The sequence below is a fragment of the Sinorhizobium fredii NGR234 genome (assembly GCF_000018545.1).
Taxonomy (GTDB): Bacteria; Pseudomonadota; Alphaproteobacteria; order Rhizobiales; family Rhizobiaceae; genus Sinorhizobium; species Sinorhizobium fredii_A.
On the sequence record NC_012587.1, the window covers coordinates 2,721,509 to 2,739,463 of the forward strand.

14 protein-coding genes and 1 riboswitch are annotated in these 17,955 nt (G+C 62.9%); of the genes, 6 read left to right on the forward strand and 8 right to left on the reverse strand.

Translation table 11 applies throughout. The features are described from left to right. Positions 1–10: 10 nt before the first annotated feature. From NGR_RS24250 to NGR_RS24270, 5 genes are all read left to right on the forward strand, one after another. On the forward strand, positions 11–952 hold the full coding sequence (locus NGR_RS24250) for an HpcH/HpaI aldolase/citrate lyase family protein (protein ID WP_012709137.1): 942 nt from the start codon (positions 11–13) through the stop codon (positions 950–952). A 12-nt stretch (positions 953–964) separates the two neighbouring features. Next, on the forward strand, positions 965–2,149 hold the full coding sequence (locus NGR_RS24255; protein ID WP_012709138.1) for a malate--CoA ligase subunit beta: 1,185 nt from the start codon (positions 965–967) through the stop codon (positions 2,147–2,149). Positions 2,150–2,160: 11 nt separating this feature from the next. Beyond that, the gene (gene sucD / locus NGR_RS24260) at positions 2,161–3,060 is read left to right on the forward strand and encodes a succinate--CoA ligase subunit alpha (protein ID WP_012709139.1); all 900 of its coding nucleotides are present in this window, start codon (positions 2,161–2,163) and stop codon (positions 3,058–3,060) included. Positions 3,061–3,226: 166 nt separating this feature from the next. Then, a complete protein-coding gene (locus tag NGR_RS24265; protein WP_012709140.1) occupies positions 3,227–4,789 on the forward strand; it encodes a BCCT family transporter in 1,563 nt (520 codons plus the stop codon). Between the two features lie 284 nt (positions 4,790–5,073). Then, on the forward strand, positions 5,074–8,043 hold the full coding sequence (locus tag NGR_RS24270; protein WP_012709141.1) for an NAD(P)-dependent oxidoreductase: 2,970 nt from the start codon (positions 5,074–5,076) through the stop codon (positions 8,041–8,043). Positions 8,044–8,139: 96 nt separating this feature from the next. Here the strand turns inward: NGR_RS24270 and NGR_RS24275 are convergent, their stop codons facing one another. Beyond that, positions 8,140–9,153, reverse strand: a complete 1,014-nt coding sequence (locus NGR_RS24275) for a GlxA family transcriptional regulator (protein ID WP_164924460.1) — start codon at positions 9,151–9,153, stop codon at positions 8,140–8,142. Between the two features lie 152 nt (positions 9,154–9,305). On the opposite strand from NGR_RS24275, the gene NGR_RS24280 reads away from it, so the two are divergent. After that, positions 9,306–10,337 carry a GlxA family transcriptional regulator gene (locus NGR_RS24280; RefSeq protein ID WP_012709143.1) on the forward strand — a complete coding sequence of 344 codons (1,032 nt, stop codon included), beginning with the start codon at positions 9,306–9,308 and terminating at the stop codon, positions 10,335–10,337. Between the two features lie 121 nt (positions 10,338–10,458). Here the strand turns inward: NGR_RS24280 and fdhA are convergent, their stop codons facing one another. From fdhA to NGR_RS24315, 7 genes are all read right to left on the reverse strand, one after another. Next, entirely contained in the window at positions 10,459–11,646 is a 1,188-nt protein-coding gene (gene fdhA, locus NGR_RS24285; protein ID WP_012709144.1) for a formaldehyde dehydrogenase, glutathione-independent, read from the reverse strand. Between the two features lie 54 nt (positions 11,647–11,700). After that, positions 11,701–11,934 carry a hypothetical protein gene (locus tag NGR_RS24290; RefSeq protein ID WP_164924461.1) on the reverse strand — a complete coding sequence of 78 codons (234 nt, stop codon included), beginning with the start codon at positions 11,932–11,934 and terminating at the stop codon, positions 11,701–11,703. 1 nt (position 11,935) lies between these two features. Then, positions 11,936–13,042, reverse strand: a complete 1,107-nt coding sequence (locus NGR_RS24295; protein WP_012709145.1) for a hybrid-cluster NAD(P)-dependent oxidoreductase — start codon at positions 13,040–13,042, stop codon at positions 11,936–11,938. Between the two features lie 17 nt (positions 13,043–13,059). Beyond that, complete coding sequence (locus NGR_RS24300) at positions 13,060–14,307, reverse strand: aromatic ring-hydroxylating oxygenase subunit alpha (RefSeq protein ID WP_012709146.1); 1,248 nt, start codon at positions 14,305–14,307, stop codon at positions 13,060–13,062. Positions 14,308–14,431: 124 nt separating this feature from the next. Continuing rightward, a riboswitch (cobalamin riboswitch) is annotated at positions 14,432–14,633 on the reverse strand. 147 nt (positions 14,634–14,780) lie between these two features. Next, entirely contained in the window at positions 14,781–16,283 is a 1,503-nt protein-coding gene (locus tag NGR_RS24305; protein ID WP_012709147.1) for a tripartite tricarboxylate transporter permease, read from the reverse strand. A 10-nt stretch (positions 16,284–16,293) separates the two neighbouring features. Beyond that, complete coding sequence (locus tag NGR_RS24310) at positions 16,294–16,770, reverse strand: tripartite tricarboxylate transporter TctB family protein (protein WP_012709148.1); 477 nt, start codon at positions 16,768–16,770, stop codon at positions 16,294–16,296. A 53-nt stretch (positions 16,771–16,823) separates the two neighbouring features. Further along, a complete protein-coding gene (locus tag NGR_RS24315) occupies positions 16,824–17,930 on the reverse strand; it encodes a GntR family transcriptional regulator (protein WP_012709149.1) in 1,107 nt (368 codons plus the stop codon). Positions 17,931–17,955 lie beyond the last annotated feature (25 nt).

Below are 17,955 nucleotides of genomic sequence, written 5' to 3' on the forward strand. Positions count from 1 at the left end.
GGAGGAATTCATGAGCCATACGATCAACCATCTCCGCCGGCTTCGCCTGCAGCGCAGCGAACTCGCCGTACCGGGCTCGAACCCCGAGATGATCGAGAAGGCCGCCAGTTCGGATGCCGACTACATCTTCCTCGACATCGAGGATGCGGTGGCGCCGCCGGACAAGGAGCGGGCCCGCGCCAATATCGTGCAGGCGCTCAACCAGATCGACTGGCGCGACCGCGGCAAGACGATCTCGGTCCGCATCAACGGGCTGGACACCCACTACATGTATCGCGACGTCGTCGACCTCATGGAGCAGGCCGGCGACCGGATCGACACGCTGCTCGTGCCGAAAGTCGGCGTGCCGGCCGACCTCTACATGGTCGAAGCCATGGTCAACCAGATCGAGATCGCCAAGGGCTACAAGACCCGCGTCGGTCTCGAGGCGCTGATCGAGACGGCCCTCGGCATGGCCAATGTCGAGACGATCGCCGCCTATGGCGGACGCCTCGAAGCGCTGCATTTCGGCGTCGCCGACTATGCCGCGAGCCTGAAGGCCCGCACCGTCAATATCGGCGGCCTCAACCCCGACTATCCGGGCGACCAGTGGCATTTCGGCCTGTCGCGCATGACCGTCGCCTGCCGCGCCTACGGCCTGCGCGCCATCGATGGGCCGTTCGGCGATTTCTCCGATCCGGAAGGTTACAAAGCTGCAGCACGCCGCGCCGCCGCCCTCGGTATCGAGGGAAAATGGGCAATCCATCCGAGCCAGATCGCGCTCGCAAATGAAATCTTCTCGCCGCCGGAAAAGGAGGTCGACCGCGCCCGCCGCATTATCGAGGCGCTGAAGGTGGCCGAGAGCCAGGGCAAGGGTGCCGCCTCGCTCGACGGCAAGATGATCGACGCCGCCTCCGAGCGCATGGCGCGCAATGTGCTCGCCACCCATGAAGCCATCACCGCCGGCCGCTGAGAGGAGGAAGACATGGACATTCACGAATACCAGGCCAAGGAACTTCTTTCCCGCTACCAGATCCACATCCCGCGCGGCGGTCTCGCCTACAGCCCCGAACAGGCGGCCTATCGTGCCAGGGAGATCGGCGGCGACCGCTGGGTGGTCAAGGCGCAGATCCATTCCGGCGCGCGCGGCAAGGCGGGCGGCATCAAGCTCTGCTCGACCGATCACGAGATCGTCGAGGCCGCCGACTCCATGCTCGGCCGGACGATCGTGACGCACCAGACCGGACCGCAGGGAAAACTCGTCAGCCGCCTCTATGTCGAGGAGGCGATGGATATCGCGCGCGAGATCTATATCGGCTTCGTGCTCGACCGCAAATCCGAGCGGATCATGATCGTCGCCTCGTCCTCGGGCGGCATGGAGATCGAGGAAATTGCCGAGGCCGAGCCGGATTCGATCATTCGCGCCACCGTCGATCCGGGCGTCGGCATGCAGGACTTCCAGGCCCGCGAGATCGCTTTCGGACTCGGCATAGACAATGCCCTGATCGGCCGTGCCACCCAGACGCTGCTCGGCTGCTATCGCGCCTTCGTCGACTATGACGCCTCGATGCTGGAGATCAATCCGCTGGTCGTCACACGCCGCGGCGATCTCGTTGCGCTCGACGCCAAGATGAGCTTCGACGAGAATGCGCTCTTCCGCCGGCCGCATATTGCCGAGATGCGCGACAAGAGCCAGGAGGACCAGCGCGAGACCTATGCATCCGACCGCGGCCTCTCCTATGTCGGGCTCGATGGCAATATCGGCTGCATCATCAACGGTGCGGGTCTGGCCATGGCGACCATGGACATGATCAAGATCGCCGGCGGCGAGCCCGCGAACTTCCTCGACATCGGCGGCGGCGCCTCGCCCGACCGCGTGGCGAAATCCTTCCGCGCCGTACTCACCGACAGACAAGTCGAGACTATCCTCGTCAACATCTTCGCCGGCATCAACCGCTGCGACTGGGTGGCCGAGGGCGTGATCAAGGCACTGAGGGAAGTCGGCGTGCCGGTGCCGCTCGTCGTCCGCCTCTCCGGCACCAACATGGAGGAGGGTCGGCGCATCCTCGCCGAGTCGGGCGAAAACATCATCGTCGCGGAAACGCTGGCCGAAGCTGCGGACAAGGCAGTCGCGGCATGGCGTTCGTTCACCGCCAACAAGGCTGCTTGAGGGAGGCTCCCATGTCCATTCTGCTCGACAAGAACACCCGCGTCATCGTTCAGGGCTTCACCGGCAAGATCGGCAGCTTTCACGCCGAAGACATGAAGCGCTACGGCACCAATGTGGTCGGCGGCGTCACCCCCGGCAAGGGTGGCCAGGCGCATCTCGGCATGCCGGTCTTCAACACGGTAAAGGGCGCCGTGCAGGAAACCGGCGCCGATGCCTCTATCATCTTCGTGCCGCCGCCCTTTGCGGCCGACTCGATCATGGAGGCGGCGGATGCCGGCATCCGGCTCTGCGTCTGCATCACCGACGGCATTCCCTCCCAGGACATGATCAGGGTCAAGCGATACATGCGGCGCTACCGCTTCGAGGATCGCATGACCCTGATCGGGCCGAATTGCGCCGGCATGATCACGCCCGGCGAGGCGATGATGGGCATCATGCCGGGCTCGATCTACCTGCCCGGCCGCATCGGCATCGTCGGCCGCTCGGGGACGCTCGGCTATGAGGCCGCAAGCCAGATGAAGGCGCTCGGCGTCGGCGTGTCGACCTCGATCGGCATCGGCGGCGACCCGGTCAACGGTTCGTCCTTCAAGGACATGCTGGAACTCTTCGAGAAGGATCCGGGCACGGATGCGGTGCTGATGATCGGCGAGATCGGCGGCCCGCAGGAGGCGGAAGCAGCGCTTTGGGCGCGCGACCACATGAAGAAGCCGCTGATTGCCTATATCGCCGGGCTCTCGGCTCCGAAGGGGCGCCGCATGGGGCATGCCGGCGCGATCATCTCCGCCTTCGGAGAATCGGCCCAGGAAAAGGTCGAGATCCTGAAGAGCGCCGGGGTCACCATCGTGCCGACGCCGTCTTCCTTTGGGGAGACCGTGGCCGACGTCTTGTCGGCCATGAGCAAGGCAGCCTGAGTGGGGCTGCACGCGTTTTTGCAGCCGGCGCTGGCCGGAGGCGCAGCGCGCTTGATCACATAAGAAAACAATCAAAACGGCCGCGATCCGCCGGACAGGGTCGCATGAGTGGGACAGCGGCCCGGATTGGAGCGGGCCAGCGCAAAATCAACTGGGAGGACCAACAATGCAGCAATCACGACCTAGTGGGATAGATCCGGCCGTCTTCTGGCCGGCGATGTTCATCATCCTGGGGTTTGTCGGTTGGGGAACGATATTTCCCGACAACCTGTCGTCGATCTCGAAGGTGGTTCTCGACACGATCATCGACGATTTCGGCTGGGGCTTCGTGGTCTCGTCGGCCGGTTTCCTGATTTTCGCCCTCTTCCTGGCCGTGAGCCGCCTCGGCAAGATCCGGCTCGGACAGGACGACGAGCGGCCGGAATTCCGCACCGCATCCTGGATCTGCATGATGTTCAGCGTCGGCATGGGTATCGGGCTGATGTTCTGGGGCGTCGCCGAGCCGATCTATCATTTCGCCAGTCCCCCGCACGGACAGGCAGCGCCGAAGAGCCTGGAAGCGGCTCTCGTCGCGATGAAATATTCGTATTTCCACTGGGCGCTGCACCCCTGGGCCATCTATGCGGTCGTCGGCCTGGCGATCGCCTATTTCACCTTCCGGAAGGGCAAGCCGAACCTGATCTCCGCCGCCTTCACGCCGATCCTGGGAGAGGCGGCGAGCGGCCCGATCGGCAAGGCGATCGACGTGCTTGCCTTGATCGCGACGCTGTTCGGGACTGCCACATCGCTCGGTCTCGGTGCCCAGCAGATCAACAGCGGCATGGATTTCCTCTGGGGCACCGGTGTTTCGAATGGTATCGCGCTGACCATCATCGGCGTCATGACCGTGCTGTTCATCCTCTCGGCCGTCTCGGGCGTCGGCAAGGGAATTCAGTTTCTCTCCAACATGAACATGATCGTTGCCGTTCTGCTATTGGCCTTCCTGCTCTGCATCGGCCCGACGATCTTCATCTTCAACACCTTCGCGGAATCGCTCGGCTTCTATCTCAGCGACATCGTCAACATGTCGTTCCGCACCGCGGCCTTTAGCGACGGCAAATGGCTCGGCAGCTGGACGATCTTCTACTGGGCCTGGTGGGTTTCCTGGGCGCCCTTCGTCGGCGTGTTCATCGCCCGCATCTCGCGCGGCCGTACGATCCGCGAATTCGTCATCGGCGTTCTGTTGATCCCGAGCGGCGTCACCTTCATCTGGTTCACGATCATGGGCGGCACTGCGCTCCATTCCGAACTCTTCGGCGCTGGCGGCATCGTCGATGCGGTCAACAACCAGGGCGCGGCTGTCTCGCTCTTTGCACTGCTCGCGCAATATCCGTTCGCCTGGCTGACGTCGCTGATCGCCATTTTCCTCGTCGCGATCTTCTTCATCTCGGGCGCGGATGCAGGTTCGGTGGTGATGGGAATGCTGTCGTCGCGCGGCACGCTCGAGCCGAAACCCGGCGTCGTCGTGCTCTGGGGTGTGCTGGCCGGCGCTTCGGCCTCCGTGCTGCTCGTCATGGGCGGGCTTCAGGGCCTGCAGACCGCCTCGATCATCGCCGCGGCTCCATTCCTGCTGGTCATGGTCGGCCTCTGCGTCTCGCTGTGGCACGCCCTCCTCGACGAACTCGAGGAGGGACGGTCGTCGCGAAGGGCGCCGGCTTCCGCTACCGCCGCCGATGCCGCCGGGCCTTGAGCCGGAAGCAGCGAAATAGTCCCGCCCACTACCAAGAAGCGGTCAATCCGCGCTTCACATGCAGCGTCGCGACCTTGGAAGCGTGCATGAAAATGCGTGCGCCCGATCGTCTCGAAGCATCCCATGTCGCAATTTGCACCACCTTGGACGTCGAATTGTCCAACATTGTCGCCGGAGCAACTACCCGATCCCGGGATCGAGATTGGCACATTCGGCCACAACGAATGTCCGTTTCAACGATCACCAACGACGGGAACGGTCCTACCCCAACACAGAGGTTAGAAATGATTTCCGACTCAGACCTTTTCGCTCATCGGCTGGAAGCAATGAAGCGTACCGAAGGCGGCGCCCCTTCGCTGCCGACAAATCCGTTCTTCGGAGTCGGCCCAATCACCGATGCAACGACGGACGAGGTCGACAGCAGGCTGCGGCGGTATGAATTCGACAAATGGATCGAGAGCACCTACCGGAAATACGATGACACCGGCAAGGATATCGGCGCGTTCACAACCGCTGAGCTTTCGCGCAGCATGCACCGCGGTTACCCGGCGGATAAGATCCTGCTTGATATGATGCGGGCCATCCATCGGTATTTCGCATTCCCCAAGTCGAACAGGATAGCAGTGGGCCTGGGGGGCGGACACAGCGGCTATACCGTGTGCGTGCAGCATCTCCTCAATGCAAATGACGCGAGCCAGCGGGTCTACGTGGACACGCCGCGCCCCGAAAGTGATGGCGCCGGCGGTTCCGGTTTCTTCAGGCAATCCTGGGCAACCCAGCTCATCGAGATGCATCGCTTCGCGGAGAAGGGCGACGAGAGCAGGATTCACTTTGCGAAACGCGAGGGGGCAATCCCCTCGGCAAAGGCGCTCGCCGAACTCGGCGTCTCGGTCTTCATTGGCGTCGGTCACGAAACAACCGGTGCGAATTCCTATACCAAGGAGGAGATTGCGGAACTTCTGGCATGGCTGGACGGCGATCCGGAAAACCGGCATGCCGTGTTCGACGCGACGTCCATGCTCGGGGCGATGCCTTGGGATCCCGAAGTCGTCCGGGCGGTGATGGCCAAGTGCTGCTTGTTCATGCCGTTCCAGAAAGCGATTGGCGGCATATCCGGCTACTTCGTCGCATCCTTCACGCCGGCGGCTCTGGCATTGATCGAGCGCAACCAGAGCAATCCGTCCTGGGCAATCCCGAGGCAGCTGAAGATTGCGCCGCCAATCAATCCCCGGCAGCCGTTCAGCAGCAAGCGGTCCGTCGATGCCGGCCCGTTCTACGACGCCGAGGAAGACAAGATGCTCGGCGGTGTCATCAACACCTATAGCGCCCTGGCGTTTGCCGAGACGACCTTTGGACTCCTGCAGACCGAACGGCGCGTCGGCTCGGTCGACGAATTGAACAAGCGCTCGGCCACGAACCGCAGGCTGGTAAACGAATGGGTGGACCGCAACCGGCTGTTTAGCCTGGTCGTGGAAGACGAGGAGCGGCGCGGCGCGGCGGTCACGCTGTTGAAGGTCAATGACGGCGGCATCTCATCGTCTGATCTCCATGCGCGCATCATTGCAAGGTCGAAGCAGATCCTGGGCTACGAAGGAATTACCCATCCGAACGGTGTCCATGAAAAAGGTCTGGATGCCGCGCGTTACGTGAACGCCTTCCCCGGCACTCCCGGTGATTATCGCGCCTGGATCGGCGGCATTCGGGAACCTGAGGATGTCATCGCACTGCTCGAGAACCTCAAATACGCCTATCTCCGGGCCAAGATCGTGGTCATCGAGGAAGAACTCGAGAGCAGAGGAAGCCGCGTCGATTACGACGAACCTGCGGGCGATGGCGCTGCGTCCGTGCGCGAAGGCACTTTCAAGGTGTTGATCGCCGATGCGATTGGCCTGCGCTTCAACGCGGCAGGCGGCCTCGATCACAGTGAATTGGCCGCATACATTTACGAAAAAGGCGGCGTGTTCCACGAAAACTCCGCGAACGACGTGAGCTCGGCCGAGGACGGCAAGATCCATTTCTTCTACCGGCCCCACCTTAGCACCGCCGATGAGTTACTGGCTGAGGCGGGCGACGGCCAGTATGACGCGGTCATCGCGGCCGCAACGTTCATCCCTCAGGGTGCGAAGTTCCGTCTCGGCGGTGTCCGCATCGGCACGGGCACCGGGAACATGGGATCGGCTTCCTGGGGCGGGCCGAATGGCGAGGGAGGCGAGGCCCCGCTGATGAACACGCCGGGCATCAACAGCCGGGCGACCGCGCAGATGGCGGTAAAGGCGCTTCTCAAGGTCCTGCCCGATCTGCCGGTGGAGGAGTTGCACGCCCGGGTCATCGGCGGTGACTTCGATACAGGCAAAAACCTGGCCGAATATCCGACCGAAAAGCTTGAAGGAAAGAGGATCGCGATCCTCGGCTATGGCAACATTGGCCGGGAACTCGCACGCCTGGCGAAGGCGTTCCACATGGATGTTGTCGTCTATGCCCGACCGGCACATCGCGACAACATCATCGCGGAAGGTTACGAGTACGCCGCTACTCCGGCGGAGGCCGCGGGTGGTTCGGACGTATTGTCGGTTCATCTGGGCCTCGGAAAACTGGATCCGGCTACGGGGACGTTCTCCAATACCGGAGTCGTCGATGCCGAGGTCCTGTCCGCGTTGAACGACAAGGCAGTCCTGCTCAACTATGACCGCGGCGAGCTCGTGAACGTGGCCGACCTGGACAAGGCATTGACATCCGGCAAGGTAAGGCACGCGGCAATCGACGCCGACATCTTCAAGACCTCGGACGGACCGAGCGGCCCGATGAAGCCGTATCTTTCGCTTCTGCCGAAGCATGCCGGGAAGCTCGAACTCCTTCCGCACGCGGCCGCCGATACCGACCATCCGACCCGTGTGGCCGGGGCGAAGCAGGCTGTCGATCAGATCGTTGACGCGATACGCCTGCACTCGGTCACGAACCTCAAAGGTGATCTGCCCGCCGGCTATGTATCGCAAGGTGCGAGAACGCCGTCGGGAATTGGGCCTGTCACGCGATCCGCTCTCAACCGTGTCGCCAATGACAAGAACCTTCTCGTCCAACTGCGGGATGTGAGCGAAAAGATAGCCGCGATCCTCGGAGCGCTCGATGCGGTCTCTGAAGATGCACACAAGGCCCGGATCGTCGAGCGCTATCGCTCACTGCTTGCAGAAAACGCGATGCTGCAAGGTCAGCTTCTGAAGTCCGCGGGTCTAGTGGCGCCTGCCGCCAAAGACTGAACTGATAGTTCCAAGACCAGCCGGGAGCCGCCGTTTGCGGCTTCCGGCCGCCCGCCGAAGGAACCTTGTCAGCGCAAACCTACTCGCTCCTGCATTTCAGCTGGTCGCTCTCAACGACGTGCGGAATTGTTGGGGCGTGTCGGCGAATCTGCGGCGGAACAATCGGCTGAGATGCGATGCATCGCAGAAGCCGCTTTCGGCGGCAATCAAAGCGATTGACTTGTCTGTGTTTGCGAGCAGGTGGCGGGCCAGCAAAAGCCGCATATCGATAAAGGCGACCAGTGGCGAACTTCCGAGTTCCTCGCGGAAATGCCTTTCAAGCCGACGCTTTCCGACGTTGAGATGACTTGCGATTTCCGCAACAGGGAGCGGAGTGTCGAGGTTCTGCTGCATCAGCAGAAGCGCCTTCCTGACAAGCGGGTCCTTCGTCTTGAAATCGAGCGTAAGCCCCGGCTGCGGCGCTCCTCCTTCCTCCGCCCCACTGATCATCATGATGTTCAGGCTCTTCGTTGCCTGTGCTTTGCCGATATGCCTGTCGACCAGGAATGCGGCGAGGTGAGCGGTGCTGGCGCCGCCCGAGCACGTCAGACGGTCGCGATCGACAACGAAGATTTGGTCGGACACCGGCTTCAGACCATCGAATTGCGACAGAAAATCCTGGTGATGAAACCAGCTCACGCAGCCACGGTACCCATCCATCAGCCCGGCACGATGGAGAGTGAATGTGCCGGTGCACAGGCCAACGAGCGGAACGCCGGCCGCCGCGGCCTTCTGCAGGAATTCGTCTATCTGCTCATCACTGCGAGCCACTTCGTCGAGAAGACCGCCGACCACGACGATGTAATCAAATCGCCTTGGATTGCCAAACGGCTCCTGGGGCTGAATTGAAACGCCGCAACTGGCGCTGACCGGTCTCATATCGGCGGCAATGACGCTCCACCGGCACTGAATGGGGCGGCTGCGGTCCCCCTCGTCCGCGGCAAGCCGCAAGACGTCCACGAAGTTGGCGAAGGCGCAGAGCGTAAAGCGCCGCAACAGCACAAATCCCACCGTGAGGCGAACGTCTTGATCGCGCCGCGAGCTGACGTGGGAGGGGTTGACTGAAGTCATCGGCCAATGTCTCGTTTCTACCGGCAATATGACGCATTCATTCTTTTCAGAATTTGCGCATAGGTCAATACTCCCTGCGTGTTGGAGGAGCGAACAGCCGCGCTGACCCGGATGGTGCGGCGGCTGTTTCGGCATGGATCGGAGGCATTTGCATGAGAACGCTGAGCGCTGAACCGCGTCTGTTTGTTTTCTACCTGGTCCCGGACTTCACGATGATGGCGTTCTCCTCCGCGGTCGAGGCGCTCAGGATGGCCAACGCCGTCCTCGGATACGACGCCTATGCCTGGCGGGTGGCCACTGCCGATGGCGGGAAGGTCCGTGCAAGCTGCGGGCTCACCTTGGAAGCGGACAGCTCCATCGCGGTAGAACGCCAGCATCTCGCGACGCTCCAGCGACCCTCCATGGCTCTCGTTTGCGGCGGCAAGCACATCCATAGACATGTCGACCGGGCAGCCGAGGCATGGTTACGCGAATGTCGGCAGCGTGGCGTCGCGCTCGGAAGCCTGTGCACAGGCACGCATATCCTCGCCAGAGCGGGGCTGCTCAACGAGAAAAAATGCGCGATCCACTGGGAAAACATCCCCGGCTTTGTCGAGCAGTTTGGCAGCGCAAGCGTCAACACGGGTATCTACGAAGTTGACGGCAACATTTTCACCTGCGCCGGCGGCGCCACGTCTTTCGACATGATTCTCCACATCATTCAGCGTGATGTAGGCGAGGACATAGTCGGCAGCATCTGCGAACTGGCGCTCGTCGATCGTGTGCGCGGTCCGGGTGAACGGCAGCGCCTTCCCTTCGCGCAGCGCGTCGGTGTCCAGGACCAAACAGTGCTGATGCTGGTCGAGAAGATGGAGCAGAGTCTGACCGATCCGATGCAGATCGACGAACTCACCGCATCCGTGGGGCTCTCACGCCGGCAGATCGAACGCATCTTTCGCACCGAACTGCGCTGTTCTCCGGCACGCTACTATCTGAAGCTTCGCCTCGAACGCGCCCAGCATCTGCTCGTTCAAACCTCGATACCGGTCGTCGAAGTCGCCATCGCCTGCGGCTTCGTGTCGGCTTCGCACTTCTCGAAATGCTATCGCGAAACGTATGGCTGCTCCCCCCAGGAAACCAGAAACCGCAGCACTCTCAGCGCGAGAATGCGGGCACCACTGCCGGAATGCGCCTCCGCCGCATAGAAAGTCTCGCTGTCGCCGGGCCGGCGCGAAGAGGTCTGGTCGCGTCTCGCAGCAGTGGCGGATCTGATCTACCATTCGAGGTGGCGAAGTCCTGTCCGCCACCTCGGATGTCGAATGCTGTTTAAGCGGCCTTCAACTCACCATGCGGATCCAGCACGAACTTCTGGGCGACGCCCTGGTCGAAACTCTCGTAGCCTTGCACCGCATCCTCGAGCGAAATGACCTTCGCATTGACGATATCGGCGATCGGCAGACGATCGTGCAGGATGGCCTGCATCAACTGTCTGTTGTAGCGAAGCACGGGCGTCTGCCCCGTGTGGAAGGACTGCGCCTTGGCCCAGCCCAGGCCGAGGCGAAGCGAGAGGCTGCCGTGCTTGGCAGCGTTGTCGACCGCGCCGGGATCTTCCGTCACATAGAGGCCCGGAATTCCGATCGAGCCCGCGGCACGGGTGATTTCCATCATCTGGTTCAGCACGATCGCCGGCTGTTCGCCGCCGCTATGGCCGCGCGCTTCGAAGCCGACCGCATCGATGGCGCTGTCCACCTCGTTGCTGCCGGTCACCTGGGCGATCATTTCGCCCAGATTGTCGCCGGCATTGAGGTCGATCGGCTCGAAGCCGACCTTGGCGGCATGGGCGAGGCGGTCCCTGTTGAAATCGCCGACCATGACGACAGCTGCGCCCAGGATGCGGGCCGAAGCCGCAGCGGCCAGGCCGACAGGCCCGGCGCCGGCGACGTAGACGATCGAGCCCACGCCGACCTTCGCGTTGATCGCGCCGTGGAAGCCCGTCGGCAGGATGTCCGAAAGCATGGTCAGGTCGCGGATCTTCTCCATCGCGCGGTCCCGATCGGGGAACTTCAGAAGATTGAAGTCGGCATAGGGCACCGTCACGTAGCGCGCCTGTCCGCCGATCCAGCCGCCCATGTCCACATAGCCGTAGGCGCCGCCCGCGCGCGACGGATTGACTGTGAGGCAGACGCCGGTGTCCTGCGACTTGCAGCAGCGGCACCGGCCGCAGGCGACGTTGAAGGGAACAGAGACGATGTCGCCGATGTCGAGCATCTCGACATCAACGCCCTTCTCGATCACCTGTCCGGTGATCTCATGGCCGAGCACGAGCCCGGGCATGGCCGTCGTCCGGCCGCGCACCATATGCTGGTCCGAGCCGCAGATATTGGTGGAGATCACTTTGAGGATCACGCCATGTTCGATGCGGCGGCCGTCCGGCGCCTCGAGCTTCGGATCGTCGATATCTCGCACTTCGACCTTGCCGGGCCGCATGTAGACGACACCTCTGTTCTTGCTCATGCACTTCTCCTCCTGTGGGTGAACTTTTCGGCCGGCCCCTTGAAATTGGAAGGCTCAATGCCGCTGCCGCCGGCGTCGCCGCGGTTGCTGGAGTATGGTGAGCGTGGCCTGGTGCAGCAGGTTCCTGAGCGACAGGAGCTGAACGCTGGGCGCCGCGATGCCGTCGATCCGGGCAATCTCGCTCAGTGCCGCTCGACCGACATTGACGCCATCGGGCAGGCCGAAAAACCAGGCAAGGAACATGTCTTCCGGCGTTCCAAGGTTTTGCAGGCTGGCTTTCCGTTCCATGTCACGCCTCGATCTCGACAGGGGTCGTTGGTCGCGAGCAGCAGGCCAGCACGTAGCCGGCATTGATTTCCTGATCGCTGATGCCGCCGTTGTGGTGCATCACGACCTCCCCCGATCGCTTCAGCACCTTGCAGGTGCCACAGATGCCGGATTCGCAGGCAGCGGGAATGCGCACGCCCGCAGCACGCGCCGTCTCGAGAATGGTCTTGCCGGGTTCGCAGACCTGCTCCTCGTTCGAACCGAGGAAGCTGACCGTCACACCTGTCGGCTTTCCGTCCAGCACGATCTCCCGGGCCTGCTTGTGCACGGTTTCGGCAATCGACGTCGCGCCGAAACTCTCCTGGTGGTAGTGGCCCATGTCGAAGCCTTCGGCGCGAACGATCGCGCTTACCGCCCTCATGAAGGGATCGGGGCCGCAGCAGAAGATCTCCCGCCCCATGAAGTCGGGTGTCAGCATCGACAGCTTGTGACGATCGATACGGCCCATGAGGCCGGCCCAGGGCGAGGCAACGGAACGGGCCTCCGGAAGGAAGCCGAGCGACAGGTTCGGCATGCGCTTGGCGAGAAGTTCGAGTTCCTCTCGAAAGATGATCTCTTCCGGCCGCCGCGCCGAGTTGATGAACACGACGTCGATATCCGGCGCGCAATCGGACAGCCAGCGCAGCATCGACATCATCGGCGTGATGCCCGAGCCGGCCGAGATGAACAGGTACTTCTTGCCCGGATTGCGAGAGAGCGTGAAGTGGCCGCTCGGCCCGTAGGCGCGGACGCGGCTGCCGGACCGGACGTTCTCGAACATCCAGCGCGTGCCGATGCTCGTCGGCTGCGCCTTGATGGTGATGGCGATCGCATAGGGCCGCGAGGGTGACGACGAGACGGTATAGGTGCGATGCAGGTCGCCGCCCTTTGCCCGGAGCTCCACGGTGATGAACTGCCCCGGCATGTAGTTGAACCAGCCGCCGCCCTCGACCGCGAAGGTGAAGGTCTTCACGTCGGGTGCCTCGTCCGTGACACTCGTGCAGACCAACATCTGCCGGGCCGAGTTCCACGGCTTCATCTGGTCCAGCGGAAGCGGAGTGGGCGTCGTACCCGTCAGCATCATGGTCATCGTCGTCGTGCTCCGGCTCAGGCGACGGATCGCAGGGAAGGCTGGCCAGCACCGTCGAGCCGCTCGTCCATGACGTTCGAATACCACTCGACGAACTGGGAAACGCCGCCCTCATGCAGCTCCGAATAGGGCCCGGGCTCATAGGCGGGCGAGTGAATGCCGCGGGCATTTTCCTCGACGATCTGGCGGTCCTGGTCGTTGGTCTCGGTCCAGACGTGAATGAGTTCGTCGAGCCGGTAGTCGATGCCCTCGACCGCATCCTTGTGGACCAGCCACTTGGTAGTGACGGCCGTCTCGGTGGCGCTGATCGGCAGCACGCGGAAGGTGATCGCGTGGTCGCTCAGGATATGATTCCAGGTGGTGGGATAGTGATAGAGCAGCAGCGAGCCGATCCGATCCATGTTGATCTGGTCGGATAGACGCATCTGCACCGCCTTGCGGCCCGAAATCGTGTAGCTGATCGCGTCGCGCAGCAGCGGAACGCGCGTGGTGCGGTACTGGCCGCGATCATCCATCACGAAGGCGCTCGGAAGACCGGCGGCCTCGCACTTGGCCCAATGCTCGGCGATTTCCGGGTCGTCGGCGGCGCCATTGACGCCCGTCACCGTCGGCGCTTCCGGATAGGTCTTGCAGAGCTCCGGATGGTTGCCGGCGCAATGGTAGCATTCGCGGTTGTTTTCCCAGACGAGCTTCCAGTTGCCCTTCTCGATGATCGTGCTCTCGTAGGCGATCTTGGCGTCGCGCAGCCGGTGCGGCAGGAAATAAGGCTCCATCATCGCGCGGAACGGGGCGAAATCCATCGGCTGCTTGGCGAGACAAATGAAGATGTAGCCGCCGGCCGATTCGCAGGCCACCGGCTTGAGACTGAAATTGGAGGTATCGAAGTTGTCGCCCATCTGGCGTGCATAGAGCAGCTTGCCGTCGAGCTCGTAGGTCCACTGATGGTAGGGGCAAACGAGCTTTGCGGCGGTGCCCCGGTGCTCCTGGCAAACGCGCGAGCCGCGGTGTCGGCAGGAATTGTGGAGCGCGTTGATCTTGCCGTCGTGGCCGCGGACGATGACCACGGAATAGGCCCCGACCTGAACGGTCAGGTAATTGCCCGGATTGGGAATTTCGCAACCATGGCCGATGAACAGCCAATCCTTGTACCAGATGTGCTCAAGATCGAGCTGATAGAATGCCGGATCGATGTAGAAAGGCTGGTCCAGGCTGAAGCCGGGTGTGCGGCCCCTGAGCCGCGTGAGCAGGTCGGAACGGATATCCATGGTCGGTCCTCGGTTCAAGGACTGGGCATGGTGGACATGAAGGGGAACGTTCGACCGCGCATCTTCGGATTGGGAGCTCCGACGGCCACGGTCATCCGCCTCTTGACCGCCCACCGCGATCAGTCGAGTTCAAAACGTCGAGGCTGGTTTCCGGGCTCCAGAACCGTCCTTTCGGACCTGCGACTCCTTCCCAGGCATCTTGCCCAGTGGACTTCCGTCGCATTTGAGTTCTGCTACCGTTGCGGGGGCAGCGCCGGCATCAAACCGGCTTCCCAATTCTCCGACCGGTCCGAAAACCGGTCAGCACCTCAAGCGTGTTCATATGAGCATAGCCATCGGGACATCGCCGCACTGTTTGCGACATCCGAATGGCGTCGTCACAACATTCTTGCGCGGACTTGCCCGACGCCCCCGAGGGTTTACCTCTTCGATGATTTTGCCCTCGCCAAACAGGGCACCCTCAGACGGCTCCTTCACTCCTCCTGAAACGCCTCCTCTCTCTTCCTGCGAACTGCGGGCAGAGCCACCAGCAGGAGCAATATTGCAGCGATGGCGAGCAGCACGGCGCTCAGCGGTCGCGTCAGGAAGACGCTCGGATCACCCTTGGAGAAGAGCAGCGTCCGGCGCAGGAATTCCTCCATCATCGGCCCCAGGATGAAGGCGAGCAGCATGGGAGCCGGCTCGGCGTCGAGCTTGCGGAACAGGTAGCCGACCACACCGAACAGGGCCATCGCATAGACGTCGAAGATGCTGTTGTTGACGCTGAAGACGCCGATGGCGCAGAGCGCGATGATGGACGGGAAGAGGAAATGATAGGGGATCGCGATCATCCGCACCCAGAGGCCGATCATCGGCAGGTTCAGCACCAGCAGCATCAGATTGCCGATCCACATCGAGGCGATCAGACCCCAGAACAGGGTGGGCTGCTCGGTCATTACGGACGGGCCGGGCTGGATGCCCTGGATCAGCATGGCTCCGATCATCAGCGCCATCACCGAGTTGGACGGCAGGCCGAGCGTCAGCATCGGGATGAAGGAGGTCTGCGCCCCGGCATTGTTGGCCGATTCCGGCCCCGCCACCCCTTCGATTGCGCCCTTGCCGAAACGCTCCGGCTCGTTCGACAGACGCTTTTCCAGCGAATAGGAGCCGAAGGACGCGAGCGCCGCCCCGCCGCCGGGCAGGATGCCAAGCACCGAGCCGAGGGCGGTACCTCGCGCGATCGGCCCGACAATGCGTTTCCAGTCGTCGCGCGTCGGCATCAGGTTCGTGACCTTGCGGGTGAGGAGCGTCCGTTCCGCCTCGTTTTCCAGATTCGCGGCGATTTCGCCGAGGCCAAAAATGCCCATGGCCAGCACGACGAAATTGATGCCGTCGGCGAGCATAGGAACGCCGAACGTGTAGCGCGGCACGGCGGAATTGACGTCGGTTCCGACCATGCCGAGCAGCAGGCCGACCAGGATCATGCCGAGCGCATGCAGGAGCGAACCCGAGGCCATGACGACGGAGGCGACGAGCCCGAGCACCATCAGGGCAAAATATTCGGCCGGGCCGAATTGCAGCGCCACCTCGGCCAAGGCCGGGGCGAACAGCGCGATCAGGATGGTCGAGGCCGTGCCGGCGATGAAGGATCCGATCGCGGCGGTCGAGAGCGCGCGGCCCGCCTGCCCCTGCCGGGCCAGCTGATGACCGTCAAGTGCGGTGACCACCGATGACGGTTCCCCCGGCAGATTGACGAGGATCGCGGTGGTCGAGCCGCCATATTGGGCGCCGTAATAGATGCCGGCCAGCATGATCAGCGCCGATTCGGGCGGCAGGCCGAATGTCAGCGGCAGGAGCATGGCGATGGTGGCAACCGGGCCGAGGCCCGGCAAAACGCCGATCGCAGTACCGAGGAAAACGCCGAGCAGGCAGTAGCCGAGATTGGTGAGCGTCGAGGCGACGGTCAGGCCAAGCCAGAGGTTGGAGAGCATGTCCATGATGTGCGCCTCAGGGGATGATTGTGCCGGCAAACCATGATCCGAGAAGCGGCATCGGCACGCCGAGCCCCTTCACGAACACAATCGAGCAAAAAAGGACGAGTGCGATCATGGCGGCGATCGCCTTCGGGCCGAGCGCGAATTTCTCGCTGGCCATGGCCGCAACCAGGATCAGCACGGCGAGTGCCGCCGGCAGGCCAGCACCCGACAGAAGCGCGCCGAACAGGCAGACGGACAGGGTGACGAGGCCGAGCCCCTTCCAGTTCACCGCCCCGATCACCGGTCCCTCGACGAGCAGGGCCCGGACGAGCGTCACGGCACCGAAAAGGAGGAGGAGTGCGGAGATCGCCGTGGGGAAGTAACCGGGCCCCATTCGGCCAGCGGTACCGAGACCGTAGTCCCGTGCGATGGCAAAGCCCGCGCCGCCGAGCAGGAGATAGAGGAGCCCGCTGCCGAGATCCTTTTCCGACCTTATCCTCAAAGCCATCGTTTCCTCCCTTATCGTGTTCGGCCCGCTCGTTCAGGCAGGCCCGCTCGTGTTCAAGGGGTGGCCGTCCAGACCGACGCCCCCTCCACCTCATGCATCTGCGTGAAGGTCAGCCCATAGGGCGCCTGCGGGTCTTCCCAACGGCTCTTCAGCCGCGCATAAAGCGCCTCTGCCTGTTCCAGCGCGCTGTAGCCGACCAGATGGAAGAAGCTGTCGCGCTCCGTCTCGATGTCACTGCGCCCCAGCAACAGGATCGAGATATCGTCCGGAACCTTGATGCCGCGGGCGAAGAGGCCGGCGCGCAGGCGCTGCCCGCTCTCGACACCCCAGAGCAGCATGGCCTTCCGACTTCGGCTCGGGCTTCTGGGGCTCGGGCTTCTCGCAATCGCCGCGATGCGCTCCAGGATGGCCAGCTCGAATTCCTTGGACGGCAGGGCCGGGATCAGGCTCGGCTCCTGCAGGAAAGGTGCCGTTTCCGCCTCTTCGCGGAGTTGGCGATATCGATGCAGGCCGAGTTCGTTGGCGAGGAAGGAGCGGGCCGTCGTCAGGAAGTGGATCTCGTCATGCCCCCTCGACAACAGCAGCCGCGTCGCATGCTCGACCGGGCGACCCCATTCGAAGCCGATCGCATCGATGTCGGTTCCGACCAGCCAAGCGCCGTCGACGATGATGTTGTCCGTCTTGCGCCGGAGCGCCGACAGCATCTCCACCGGCATCTGCTCGAACGAATTCTGGATGATGCAGGCATCGAAGCGCGGTAGCGACTGCAGCACGTGTCGGGCATGCTCCGCATCCGAATAGCCGACCTCCAGCGTCAGGTCGCCGCCATCCATCACCATCGCCTGCAATCGATCCATGACCAGACGGGCCCGCTGCGTCGCGATCGGCCGCCGCAGCAGAATGACACTGCGTCCGCGCCGCGAGGCCACCCGCCCCGTCGGCGCCGTCAGTGGCACGCCCGCGCCGGTGAAGAAGGTTCCGCGCCCGATCTGCGCGTCGATAAGGCCTCCGTCCTTCAGGGCCTTGAGGGCGCTCTGGACACCCGGCTGGGACAATTTGAAATCACGCATCAGACTTCGAACCGTCGGCAAGCGATCCCCCGGCTGCGCACTGGTCGCAACCGATTTCAGATAATCCTGCAGCTTTTCAATCTTGCTCATGGCGGCCTCCGTAACACAATACAAA